General features: G+C 27.0%; 11 protein-coding genes. 1 reads left to right on the top strand and 10 read right to left on the bottom strand.

The features are described from left to right. Positions 1-243 precede the first annotated feature (243 nt). The 7 genes from ACT1UH_RS00870 to ACT1UH_RS00900 all read right to left on the bottom strand — a co-directional run bounded on the left by ACT1UH_RS00870 (position 244) and on the right by ACT1UH_RS00900 (position 9,534). A complete protein-coding gene (locus ACT1UH_RS00870; RefSeq protein ID WP_444705080.1) occupies positions 244-2,373 on the bottom strand; it encodes an MSC_0620 family F1-like ATPase-associated subunit in 2,130 nt (709 codons plus the stop codon). Next, on the bottom strand, positions 2,357-2,830 hold the full coding sequence (locus ACT1UH_RS00875) for an MSC_0621 family F1-like ATPase epsilon subunit (RefSeq protein ID WP_438340756.1): 474 nt from the start codon (positions 2,828-2,830) through the stop codon (positions 2,357-2,359). Before ACT1UH_RS00875 ends, ACT1UH_RS00870 begins: the two co-directional genes overlap by 17 nt. Then, positions 2,830-3,738 (bottom strand): MSC_0622 family F1-like ATPase gamma subunit, encoded by a 909-nt coding sequence (locus ACT1UH_RS00880; RefSeq protein WP_444705081.1) that lies wholly within the window; start codon positions 3,736-3,738, stop codon positions 2,830-2,832. Before ACT1UH_RS00880 ends, ACT1UH_RS00875 begins: the two co-directional genes overlap by 1 nt. 1 nt (position 3,739) lies before the next feature. Then, complete coding sequence (locus tag ACT1UH_RS00885) at positions 3,740-4,249, bottom strand: MSC_0623 family F1-like ATPase-associated protein (RefSeq protein ID WP_444705082.1); 510 nt, start codon at positions 4,247-4,249, stop codon at positions 3,740-3,742. Beyond that, a complete protein-coding gene (locus ACT1UH_RS00890; RefSeq protein WP_444705083.1) occupies positions 4,236-5,717 on the bottom strand; it encodes an MSC_0624 family F1-like ATPase-associated membrane protein in 1,482 nt (493 codons plus the stop codon). The genes ACT1UH_RS00885 and ACT1UH_RS00890 overlap by 14 nt, the downstream gene beginning before the upstream one ends. Beyond that, positions 5,717-8,515, bottom strand: coding sequence for an Ig-specific serine endopeptidase MIP (gene mip / locus ACT1UH_RS00895; RefSeq protein WP_444705084.1), 2,799 nt, complete (start codon positions 8,513-8,515; stop codon positions 5,717-5,719). Before mip ends, ACT1UH_RS00890 begins: the two co-directional genes overlap by 1 nt. Positions 8,516-8,655: 140 nt before the next feature. Next, positions 8,656-9,534 carry a DegV family protein gene (locus tag ACT1UH_RS00900; RefSeq protein WP_438340761.1) on the bottom strand — a complete coding sequence of 293 codons (879 nt, stop codon included), beginning with the start codon at positions 9,532-9,534 and terminating at the stop codon, positions 8,656-8,658. 271 nt (positions 9,535-9,805) lie between these two features. Here ACT1UH_RS00900 and tyrS point away from each other — a divergent pair, with 271 nt between their 5' ends. Further along, the gene (gene tyrS / locus ACT1UH_RS00905) at positions 9,806-11,038 is read left to right on the top strand and encodes a tyrosine--tRNA ligase (RefSeq protein ID WP_444705085.1); all 1,233 of its coding nucleotides are present in this window, start codon (positions 9,806-9,808) and stop codon (positions 11,036-11,038) included. A gap of 698 nt (positions 11,039-11,736) precedes the next feature. Here tyrS and rplS read toward each other — a convergent pair. From rplS to rpsP, 3 genes are read right to left on the bottom strand one after another with little or no spacing between them, the layout of a single operon-like run. Beyond that, positions 11,737-12,087, bottom strand: a complete 351-nt coding sequence (rplS, locus tag ACT1UH_RS00910) for a 50S ribosomal protein L19 (protein WP_444705086.1) — start codon at positions 12,085-12,087, stop codon at positions 11,737-11,739. Continuing rightward, on the bottom strand, positions 12,077-12,754 hold the full coding sequence (gene trmD / locus ACT1UH_RS00915) for a tRNA (guanosine(37)-N1)-methyltransferase TrmD (RefSeq protein ID WP_444705087.1): 678 nt from the start codon (positions 12,752-12,754) through the stop codon (positions 12,077-12,079). Before trmD ends, rplS begins: the two co-directional genes overlap by 11 nt. Positions 12,755-12,756: 2 nt before the next feature. Beyond that, on the bottom strand, positions 12,757-13,017 hold the full coding sequence (rpsP, locus tag ACT1UH_RS00920) for a 30S ribosomal protein S16 (RefSeq protein WP_438340765.1): 261 nt from the start codon (positions 13,015-13,017) through the stop codon (positions 12,757-12,759). Positions 13,018-13,030: the final 13 nt, after the last annotated feature.

Genomic DNA, 13,030 nt, shown 5'->3' on the forward strand with positions numbered 1-13,030 from the left:
GTATTTAATTTTTTTACTAATATAATAATGTTTTTTTTTTTTTTTTTGAATTTCGGGTTATGAACATTGGGCAAGGTTATAAATTGGGCATCAAATTTGAACTTATTTTGCTATTGAAATGTGAAATTTACTAGCTTTTTTAAAATTTAGCCTGGTTAATTTTGCTTTTTTTTTTTAAAAAAAAAAAAAAAATAGAGTTTTAATAATTGCGTAACAATTTCTTATTAAAAACTCTATTTTGAATTAGATTATTGACATTACAATAGAAAGAACAAGAACAAACAAGATTATGCCGATTACTGAAATTGAAAGTTTTTTTAATTTTATAGTACCGAGTTTTTTGCTTTTTATAGCAATAAAGGTAATTGCAATTATTGTTAATAATGCACTAATTGCAAATATTGCATAACCAGCTTGGTTTAAAGCTTTCTTTCCTTCTAGATTATTATCTTTAATTTGAATTTCCGCTTTTAGATATGAATTTGTAAATTTTTCTTTGTCCTCTTTTTTATCTGGCTTTTTATTATCGATTAAAGCAGCAAGAATATCAAATCTTTCAATAATATTTTTGACTTGTTTAGTGTAATTATCATATCAGCTAAAAATATTAATAGTTCTTGAACCAGTTGAAGAAATTAAACGAGATATTTGTTTATTTATAAGGTCATAATATTGATTTATTAAATTTAAATCAAATCCATTTTGAGCAAAGTTTTTCTTAATAATGTCTTTATTTATCTTAATTATTTCTTCAAATTGTATTAAAACAGCTTTAAGAGAGTTAGCAAGACTACTAAAATAATCTACACCATTGATTGTTGAAGAAAATAAACTAGTTAATAATAGATAATTTGAGTTTTTAATGTCGGCTTCGATAACAGATTTGTTATTTTCGTTTTTTAAGAGATTTTCAGCAGCTTTTGTGATTATATCGTTAGCAGCATTTACATACGATTCTTTATTAGTGATTAAAACCCCTGTGCCAACCATATTATATAAAACGCTACGTAGCGTATCATTTCTTAGATCATTATAGTTTATTTTGTCATCAATTCCCAAAGCGGTAAATATTTTGCTAAATAGTTGTTTATTTTCTTTAATTATTTCTTCATATGCGTAATTAAGTGATTCTTGTTCCGGAGAAGTATCAATATTTATTTTAATTACATAATCACGACTCTTTTTAGGATCTACTCTATCACTAATTCTCACTGTTGCTGATAATGAATTTCCACCTTCACTTTTTAGATTAATTACGCTATATTTAAATCTAGTGTTAATGGCATTATCAAAAAAGAATATCTTTTCTTTTTCTTCTGCTTTTGAACTATCAAAAAACGTTTTTAGATTGTTTGCTGTTTTAGATGTGTAAATTGAAGAAACATTAGGTATTAGCGAAGGAAGAGCTTGAATTTGCTCTTGGGTATCAATTTCTTTTTGTTGTTTATCCCCGGGAATTATTGGCGGTTTTCTTATTGGTTCATCTTCTTTTTTATTTTTTTGTTCATCAAGAATGAATTTTTTATTCTGATCAAGATCAAATTTAACAAATTTCTTATGCAATTTCGAAACAATGTAATCTTCTCATGATGCAAAGTCTTTGGGCTGAGTAAAACTAAAACCATTAATTGTATTTTCTTTTTCTTTGAAGGTGCCGAATTTAATATTAATTTGTTCTCCTATTTTAGGAATGTCTACCTTGTCAAAAAGCATGTTTGGAAGTTGCTTTTGCAACGCGCCAAAGTAATCCTTTATTAATTTATCAAGTCTTTGTTTGGTAATTGTATTAAGTTGTTCTTTATCTTTTGTAATTTTTCCATTTGGCTTAATTTGTTCTTCATAGTTGGTTTCTTTAGTTTTTCCGACCTTTATGTTATCAAATTTTTGCCCTTCGTATTCAACTACAGATGGAATGTAATTTTTATTAGTTGACATTACATATGGAAAAACAATTGTGAAACCAAGGTTATTCATATGCTTAGTTTTTAATGCATCTTTGTTTTTTTCAAGATACTGTTGTAGGACTTGGATGTAGATGAGTTTTTCTAAATTAGGTTTAAAATCCTTGTCTAAATCTTTCAACAATTTTCCTTTTTCATTATCAAGATATTTAATGGTAAAGTCAATTATTTTTTCAACATTTTTTTCCACATTATCTTTTGTAAATTTGGCAAAGGTATCAAAGTCGAGAGCTAGGCTAGGTTTTTCTGGAGCTTTTGGTTTTTGCTTGTTTGGATCAGTGGGTTTTTGAGGCGCATCTTGTTTGAGTTCTTTTGTTTCATCTTGACGATTGTAGGCAGAAATAAGAGCTAACGAGGGAAGCGGGATCACACTGATTAAACTTAAAGAGAATAATTTATTTTTTAATTTCATAATTTTCCTCCTTGACTAATTTTAGTTTTTGCTCCATTTTTAGCATATATAGCCTTTGCTTTAAATGTTTTTCTTCAAGAAATTGGTCAAGACTTAGTCCAATTTTTTGCAATGATTCATAGTAATTAATTTTGGTTGTTATTTCTTTGATTTGCAAATTATCAAATTTTATCTTATTGTTTTGTTTGTATAATTCTAACTTACTAAATGAATTAATGTTAATTTCGTTTTCTTTGATGATTATATTTGCGTTAATTAAAAATAAAAATAATTCTTTTTCTTGATCAAGGTCTCTAATTTTAATAACTGTGTTTTCAAATGCCATCATTGAATTCGAATTAGCAAGACCCCACTCATCCTCTTCATCAATATTGATAAATAATATGGCATTTCTGATTGATAGATGTTTATTACCAATGAAGTGAATATTAATTTTAAATGAATTATTATTAATCATTATTTAATACCCCCAAAACCTTCGTTTGCTTTTGTTAATAAAACAATTTCTTCAATTTCCTTTTCGCGTTTAGTACGAATTATTTTTTTCTTAACCTTTGCAATATCTTCTTCAATTTGATTAATAATTTTATTGGTTGTAACAAGGTCATTTTTGGCATTGTAGAAAAATGACTCAATTAACAATGAATATATAGCATTTTCTAAAATGATGTTTATTTCATTTTCAACAAAATCCTCAATACCGGGATAAATTTTGTAACCAGAAATATCACCAACTGAATTTTGTTTATTAACTTCATTTACTAGTTTATTAATGTTGAATTCATCGATAGGAAGAACTGTAAAGTGCCCGTTATAATTTTTGTTGGTATTAAGAACAAAATTAACTTTTGAATAGTTGTTATCTATATATAAGGTCTTAACTAATTGACTAACTCTTCAAGCAAGATTGGTAGCCTGTTTTTCTTCTTCACCAAAGGATTTTATTACGTTAAACTTGTTTTGATTGCAAAATTCACTAGCTCTTTGGCCAATTGCTATAAAATCATCGTGTTTAGGATTTACATTTGTAAGTAGCTTTTTTTCATATCTACTATATGAATCTGTTGAGTATTTTTGGTTCTCGGTCAAATAAATCCAAAGTACTGATCGTTTTTTAAATATATTACGTAGTTTTTGAATAGTTTTATTATTATTTTCAGAATCATTAATTAACTTATTTTTTATTGTGTATTTTTCCTTAATAGCATTGATTAAGTTGATATTTAGCAATGCATTAGAAATATTGAATTTTAGCTTTCTCGTAAGCTTCATTATCTCGATCAAAAGAATATTTTTGGAATTATTTACCTTTGTCAATATTCCTTCAAGGTTTTGTAATTTTTCTTCTCATTTTTTTAAATGCATACTATCATCCTATAATACTTTTTTCGTTGTAAAATATGTTTAATAAATTAGATTCATTATCTGTTTTAACAATAATATTTTCAATAATTTCAACAAAGAAATTCTTATTTAATAATTGCTTTATCTCTTCATTGAAGTAAAGCGCTATTTTTGATTTAAATAGGTTAGTTTCAGTTCTTAGATTAATTGATTCAATATTTGTTGATGGAAATTGCTTTATAAATGGTACTAGGTAGTAATTATTCAATCTTTCGTCCAATTTATAAGATAAAACAAATTCATCAAAAATAATTTCATATTTTTTATTTTGAGCCTGTTTTAGATAATTAAACAATTTTTTAACATCTATATCCTTTGATTTTGTTTGAGCTTTTAATTGAATTGTTGACATTAATTTATCAAAGGAGATAAAGTTAGGTTGTTTTTTTAGTTGCATGAAATCATAATTAAATACTTCTAAATCATTTTGTACGGCTTTTAAAATATTTTGTTCTTTCCTACTTAACTTCATTTGAAACTCCTTGGTTTATGACATTATTTTTCTTCGTAATTACTGTTAGAGTTCAAATTAGATTTATAACAGTTGATATGTTAAATAAAACAGCAAAACTTAAAGTAGTGATTACAAAAATTTGGTCCAGCGAAAGTTTTGAAGGAATATTATAGAATGATTGGTTATTATTTGAAAGTAGTAATGCATTTAAACCGTTAATTATTAGGGTAAATATTACTAATAAAACTAAACTCTTCAATATTATTGAAACATATATAGGTTCATTTGAAGTTCTGTATTTATAAAGCATTAATATTATAATGCTGAATATTGAAGAAAATAAAAGAGTAATATTTGTGACAATAATTTCTTGATTTTTTAAACTTACAATTGCGGTTATTATTCAAATTAGTGTAAAAATAAAGCCGGTAAAAATTGTATTTAATAAAACTCCTTTAATTTTTAGTGGTTTTAGAAAACTTACTAGGACATAACTAATAAAAAATAGAACAATAAATATTAAGCCAATAAGATAAATATAATTTCTTGATGGTTTTTCAGCATCAATGACATTTGAACTTGTTTTATAAAATAGTGCACGAATAAATCAAATTACAGTAGTAAAGGCAAAACCAATATAAAGAAGTAGTCTTTCTCTAGATTCATTATTTTTTTGTTGTTTTGATGCAGTTCATAAAATTCTTTCGATATTAATTCCAAATATTAGCACTCCTAATGTGACAAAAATTAGAATTAAGTAAAATAGATTAATTCCACTTTTTTGTGAAAATAAACTTATAAAGAATTGATGTACAGGGTTATTATCAAGAAAATCAAATTTTTGCTCATCTTTTTCGATGGTGAATATTCACGCTGATATCGTAGCCATAAATCCTATGACTAAAATTGATCGAGAAATAATTGAAATAATAAGAGTTTTTTTGTTTTTATAAAATAAAGGATTTGTTTTTTTCTTTAATTTGTATGTATAAATTGCATAGGCAACATCGACAATTAATAATATAACTGATAAGAATGATAAATAGTAGTAACTTAGTGTTTTTTCATTAAACATCGTAAATAACAATATTACAGAAATAATTGATAGGGTTGAATATATGACAAATCAAGGTATATATTTTTTAGCCGATTCTTTATGGGTGAAGATATTAGAAAAGTTTTTGCTAATTGTGTATAAAAAGATACTAATTAATAGTGAAATTCTGAATATAGCGAGGTAATTAATACGTTCCAATGATAAACTTGAAAAGTTTAGGAAGTATTCAGGGGTATTTGTAAAAGGAGCGAAAAGTTTTGTTGAAAAAATTGTTATGGGGGCAAAAAATAAGATTAATCCTGATAAAAAAATAAACAAGGAAATGATAGTAATTTTCAAGATTGATACTAACAGATTTTTTCGTTTATTATTGAATAATGACTCAAAGTCATCATATATGCGATTTTCTTTGACTGTGGAATTTTGCATTATCTTGTGGTTCCTTTCTTAAATTTAAATTGCTCTGGAATATTCTCATCACCTAATCCGTTTGCAAATAGGTTAGTTTTTTGTAGATTTGGATAAAGATTTTTTAGAGCTTGTCTATATGATTTTGTTTGATCCTTGCCACCACCATAAATTAAGTCATATTCTGGAAGATTATATGTCCCGAATAAACCTTGATAATTAAAACCTTCTGATCTAAACGCAAGAGCAAGCCCAGTTCTTGCGAATTGATTGGTTGTATGGTGAATAGCAACTAATTCATTATTTTGGTTTCTAATTGATGAACCAGATGATCCGCCAGCTGGTGCTCATCTTCTTGGGAGATAGTTAAGACTCATGCTGATATATTTTTTGTTTTCATATTCAAATAATTTATCACCATTGATTGGTGCACTAATAAAAGAATCTAGAACCCCAGGTTTGTCAGCGAATGAACGATAACCAATTTGATATGATAAATAATTTCCTCTATTTAGCACATCGCTAGGGAATGAAGATGGCCCGTTTTCAGAATTGGTTAATTTTGCATCATAAAAGTCATAATTAGCATTAAATCATAAACTAAATGAATAACCAAACTTTGCCCTTTCTCTTTGATCATCATCGATGTATGCTTTTAAATAGAAATCTTCACGGGCGCTTGGCCATCCAACGGCAAATAAATGATCAAGACTAGGTGGAATCTTTCCACTTAACGGATAATCTATTGCTTGATAATCCACAAGATATGATTTGCTTCTAAATTTGATATGAGATTTTTTATCATTGGCATAATCATTTGTAACTTCTTTAGCTAGATTGAAATCTTTTTTAGCCTTTAAAACTTCAGTTAAGGTTGTTGAATTAGAGGATGCTGAAAAATCTTTAATTTTTTCAAAGTCAATTTCAATAACAGCAAAATCAGCAAATTCTTCAACACCTTCATAAATTTTCTTTTGACGTTCTGATAAAAAATCAGTTGGATGAGTGCTTAGGTAGTCAGTTGCATTAAAAATGGTTCTAATTGCATCTTTATTTTGAGTTCCAAAAGTTGTGATATTGTCATCCATATCTGATATTCTTAGTTTTGCTCCGCTATGAATGTCTTTATTAATTCTTGTTAATGAGAATCCACTTAAATCCTTAGTTATAGCCCTTGCAACGTGGGCATTTGTTCCAAAATATCATTTAGTTGGATATTTTCCTGTGCTATCTGGTTGAAAGTCTAGAATTCACATAGTACCAGATTCAACATTATTTTCCTTCTTTGATTCAGCACGTTTTTTGTATTCATTAATTTTTTGCTCTAATTCCTTAATTTCTGCCGGTCTTGTATGTTTTTCGAAATGAGTTATTCTATCATCATATTCTTTAAGACTTTGTGTTTTTTGTTTGTTAAGACTTTCCACAAGATGTTTATCAGTATTTTCTTTTATTTTTTTATCTCAATCTGCTTCAACTTGTTTTTTATCTTCTTTTAGCTGAGCAATTTTTTCTTGAATTTTTTTCTTGAAGGTTTCTTCATTTTTTTCATCTTTTCAGAATTTAATTAAATCATTAGATTCAGAAATTTCTTTTTCATAAGTTTTGTAATTACTTATTGAAATTGAAAATGTTTGTTTAGCTATTTTTAGATACTGTTCGTTAATGATTGTTCTTGCGACACCGATGGTTTTAAAGATATCTGGTTTTCCTAATGAATCAATTAAACTAGGTTGCTTACCAACCTCAACACCATTTAATTCCAATCCATCTAATGTGCCATCTTGTTTGTATGTAGGGACACTGAAACCTTTGTAGGCGGAATTTTCATAGGTATCTAATTTTAATTCTTGCGCTTTTTGATCAAATTCTTTTTTCTTTGCATCGCTTATATTTAGGAAAGCTCTGAAATCTTTTAAATTATTAATACCGTTTTTCTTATAATTATCTTTTAGTCTTTCTACATATTCATTGTTATCTTTTTTATAACGATCATATTGACTTAATTTTTGATATTTTTGAATTTCACTTTCTTCAATTTTTTCATCAGAAACTCTTCCATTAGGTCTATTACCTTCACTATCAACATTGAAATTATTTTTGTTTAAACCTGATAGTTTAAATTTGTAATTTTTTTGCGTGTTAGTTGCTTTGTTTCTAAATACAAGTCTAATTTCAGCTTCGCCAGTGGTGTTGGCCTTATCTTCCAAATCAATATTAAAGACACTAAATTCAATTTTTTTGTTTATCGCATCATCTTTGGCTTTTATAACCAGCGATGCATATTGTTTTTGAAGTTGACTAGGAAAGATTTGCTTTTTTTCATGATAAGGGAAGAGATTTTTAAAAGATAAAACAAAATTAGTCTCAATATCTTGGGAACTAGTTAATCTATTAAAATCAGCTAAAAATTGTTCATCAGAATATTTAAGAGTGCTATCAATTTTTGGTTTACCATCGTTTTCTTCGTTAATTTTGCGAATATTTTCTAGTTCACTAGAAATTTGATTGTTTAGTTGAGATAATTTAGTTTTTGCTTTTTTTAGTTCAATGTTACTAATGTTATTATCTTCAAGCAATTCATTAATTTTTTTAATTTCATTTTTTGATTCGATATAGGCCTTGCTTTTGAAATTTGTTTTATTTTCATTTTCAACATTTTTTAATAAACCTTCTAATTTAGTAAGGGCTTCTTTAACTAAACGCTTCTCTTTATCTTGCTCATTTTCACATGAAATTAAGCCTAGAGTAGGCAGAAAACTTAATACCGATGATGCTATTAAAATATTTAGCAAAGTGCGTTTTTTCTTTGTATTCATAATCTTTCCTTTCAAATGCTATATTTTTATAATTTATAGTTTAAGGTTTTAATTTATAAATTAAACTTGTATTCAATTATTAGGAATTATATACTACTTTTATTTAAAAAACGAGTTTTTTACTCGTTGTTTAAACCTAATTATTTTTTTAGTAATGAGTCGAATTTTTTTTGGGTTTCATTATCTATAGAAACTATTGAAACTGCTACGGCCCCAATTCCTGTATGAATAGAAACATCGGCTGGTAACTTGTATGTATAAATTGGAATCTGATCATTTATGATGTTTTTAAATTTTGTCAAAAGCTCCTCAATCATTTCATTATCTGAGTGAAGAACAAAAAGCACTTTTCCATCAGGAGTGTCTTTGTTTTTATTTCACATATCTGTAACAGTTTTTTCAAGTGATTTAGTAAATACGCGTCCAATTGAATCCTTTTCTAATACACCATTGTCAAAAGCGATTAGTGGAACTATTTTTAATAATTTAGCTATTGCAGCAGCACCTTTTGAAAGCCTTCCACCTTTGACAAGAGCGTCGTTAAATTGTGGAATTAAGATTAATCTTTCATTATTTATTTCAAAATGTTTTATAGCATCTTTAAAAGAAACACCTGAATTAATTTGAGATTCAAATTTAAATAAATCTTTTAGAATCAAGAAGGAAATTCTTTTTGATTCAACAATATATACTTTGTTGTTATCTTGAAATTGTGTTTTAAGAAATGATGTTTGTGATGATAAAAATTTAGAGATAGGATAAACTAAAATTAAATCATACTCATTTAAGTATTTGTTTATCTCGATATCATTAATCGCTGGCGAAGAAGCTGCAGTGGTGGCATTAATTTTTTTATTTTCTCTTCACATTTTAGCATAATCATCAACAACAATGTCTCTTCCGATTTGATATGTTTTACCGTCTATTTCGCATTGCAATGGTATAAATCCTCAACCAAGCTCATTAGCCTGCTTTTCTGTTAATCCAGATGAAGAATCAACAATAATTTTTATTTTCATACATTCCTCCTAAAAAATGGTTGTAGCAAAATAATTTAGTATTATATATAAATAATTTAAAAAAAAATTATAAAAACCCACAAAATAAGTTGATTTATTAAATTTTTTATATTTATATTTATGTTTGCCATTAGTACTTTTTCGTTTTTTAATTAGTATAAAAAGTTTTAAAAATTAAAAGTTAGCTATAATTTTAAAAATATTAAACAATAGAGTTTTAAAATAATCATAACCAAACTAGTTGGTCTTAATTTAAGGAGTTATTTACATTATGAATTTTTTAGAAGAGCTTAAAAACAGAAAAATACTAAATAATATTTCTAACGAAGAAAAGTTTTCTCAAATTTCTCATGATTCAGGAATTTATATTGGTTTTGACCCCACCGCCAAAAGTCTTCATTTAGGAAATTATTTGCAAATTGCTACCTTATTAAGATTTAAGAAACAAGGCTATAAGGCTTATGCAATTCTAGGGGGGATTACTGGGATGATCGGTGATCCAAGTTTTAGAAAGAGTGAAAGAAGCTTCCTTGATCAAAAAACTCTTATCAACAATAAGGAATCAATAAAAAAACAACTAGAAAATTTTGGTTTATCAGTGATTGATAATATCGAATTTTATAAAGATATGACGTTATTTGATTTTCTTTCACAAATAGGAAAAATGATAAATGTAAATTATTTATTAGAAAAAGAAAGTATTGCAACTCGATTGGATAATGGATTAACATTTACTGAATTTAGTTATCAGCTTATTCAAGGTTGAGACTTTAAGAACATGTTCGAAAAGTATGATGTGAAGATTCAGGCTGGCGGTTCAGATCAATGGGGTAATATTACAACTGGTCTTGAGTTTATTAGAAAAATTTATGGAGAAGCTGCTTGTGCGATTGCTTTAACAATTAATTTATTAACTGATGAAAATGGAAATAAATTTGGTAAGTCAACTGGCGGCGGCTCCTTGTGGTTAGATAAAAATATGACAACTCCTTATTCTCTATATCAATTTTTATTAAATCAATCAGATTCCAAAGTGGATGAATATTTAAAGACATTAACTTTTCTTAAATTAGATGAAATTCAAAATATTATGAGAGAGCATGAGCAAGCTAAATTTAAAAGAGTAGCGCAAAGAATTTTAGCATTTGAAGTGGTTAAGGATATTCATGGAATACAATATGCAAATCAGGCAAAAAAAATAAGTGAAATTTTATTTGCAAATAGTAAAGAGGAATTATTAATTAGCGATATTGAAATAATTAAAGAATCCCTTAAAACTTTTAGTGTTAAACACGGCACTAAATTTATTGATTTTATAAAGGAAAATAAAATCACTTCTTCAAATAGGGAAACTCGAGAATTTATAGCTAAAAAATCCTTTATGCTTGATAACGAGATTGTTGAAAATGAAAATATTGTAATTAATTTTGATAGATATGATAATAAGTATGCAGTCCTTAAAAAAGGAAAAAAAGAGTTTTTTATTTTAATAAATGCAAATTAGAAGAAAAAATATTCTACCCTTAAATTTAATTAATGAAATAAAATTTAATTTATTTGATTTGTTTTAGGCAAAATAGCAAAAGTACAATTGATATTTGCAAAAGGTGGAAATTACTATTAAAGATTTTGCAGAAATAAAATAGAGGATGATTATAACATAAGATATTTTGGAGATAAAAGACTAGATAATTTTGAAAAATACAAAGAAATCTCGAACCTTAATTTTTTGTTGTTAACAAAACCAAGAGTATATTCTAATTTTAGCTGTGAATAATTTTTTTGGATAATTTAAATATGAAGACAACCGATGTATGCTAGGCAGTAATTTTCCAAACTTATATTATGGTTTGCAAAAAATAGAATGACTAGCAAAAATTTAGTAATTGCTTTTGTAATAATTTTTAGATTAAGAATATGTATTGCACAAGTTAAATAGCAATCCTTAGAAGCAAAATAGAAGTATTGATACTTATTTTAAATTGCTATTTTTTTAATACTTTTGGTAATAAAGCTCCTTATTTTGAAAATATTGATATTAAGAAAATTATTTTAGCTATTGAAAAACTGTGGATACGATGTTTTGCAACTAATTTACTAAGATAGCAATATTAATTATTTTTAGGGTGATTGTTGAAAAAAATATTTTTGTTATAAAAAAGCATGTTAGGTGAAACATGCTTTTTTAAGATACAAGAATAACTATTTTTTAATTTCTTTCAATCTTGCGCTTTTTCCTTTAAGACCTCTCATGTAGTAAAGTTTAGCTCTTCTAACCTTATTTTTTCTAGTTACTTGAATAGCAGAAATTAAAGGAGAGTTAATTTTAAATACACGTTCAACGCCAATGCCATATGAATCTTTTCTAACAGTGATAGATTTATTGATACCTTCACCATATGCAGCAATAACTAGCCCTTCAAATACTTGAATTCTTTCTTTATCGCCTTCTTTAATTCTAACGTGAACTCTAACTATGTACCCTTCTCTTATTTCGGGAAGATCTATTCTAATTTGGTCTTTTTCTACAAGTTCTAATAAGCTACTTCTCATTTTTTATCCTTTCGATAATATCTTTACGATTTTTTAGTGTTTTTAAATAAGCATGTTTCTCACGTCATTCTTTTATTAGTTTATGATTACCAGAAAGTAATATTTCGGGAACTTTTAGTCCTTTATATTCTGCTGGTCTAGTGTATTGGGGATAGTCAAGTAGTCCTTCGTTTTCAAAACTTTCGTTTTGATGGCTCCCCTTGCGCAAAACTCCGGGAACTAATCTAGCAACAACTTCGCAAACAACCATAGCTGCAGTTTCTCCGCCTGTTAGAATATAATCTCCAATTGATAATTCTTCATCCACAAAATTTAAAACGCGTTCATCAAAACCTTCATAATGGCCACACACGAGTGTTATTTCATTATGCTTAGCAAGTTCGTGTGCTTTCATTTGGTTGAATTTTTGTCCTTGCGGACTAATTAGGATTTTATAACTATTGGGTAGTGTTTCGAGAGCGAGATCGATAGGCTCGACTTGTAGAAGCATCCCATCACCCCCGCCGTATATAGAATCATCAACCTTATTTCTTTTTTCTTTTGAAAATTTTCTAAAATCAATAATATTTAATTCTAGGTGCCCAAGACGTATTGCTTTGCCTATAACACTATAGGTTTTAAATGCTTCAAAATGTTCTGGGAATATTGTGAGAATGTTTATTTTCATAACTATTTGTTTTTTGATTCGATGTATTTTTTGTAGAAATCGTTCTTCTTTAAAAGAGTTCTAACTGTCTCAGTAGGCTTTGCTCCATTGTTTAAGTATACAGTTGTTAATTCTTCATTTAGATATAAATTTTTTGTATGAGGATCATAGTATCCTAATTCATCAATAAATTTTCCATCACGTGGTGCTCTAGCATCAGAAGCAACAACTTTATATGTAGCATGGAATTTTTTTCCGGTTCTTTTTAGTCTTAATTTAACCATAAGTATTCCTCCT

This window comes from Mycoplasma sp. 332, from assembly GCF_052378275.1.
In the GTDB taxonomy this organism is placed as follows: domain Bacteria; phylum Bacillota_I; class Bacilli_A; order Mycoplasmatales; family Metamycoplasmataceae; genus Metamycoplasma.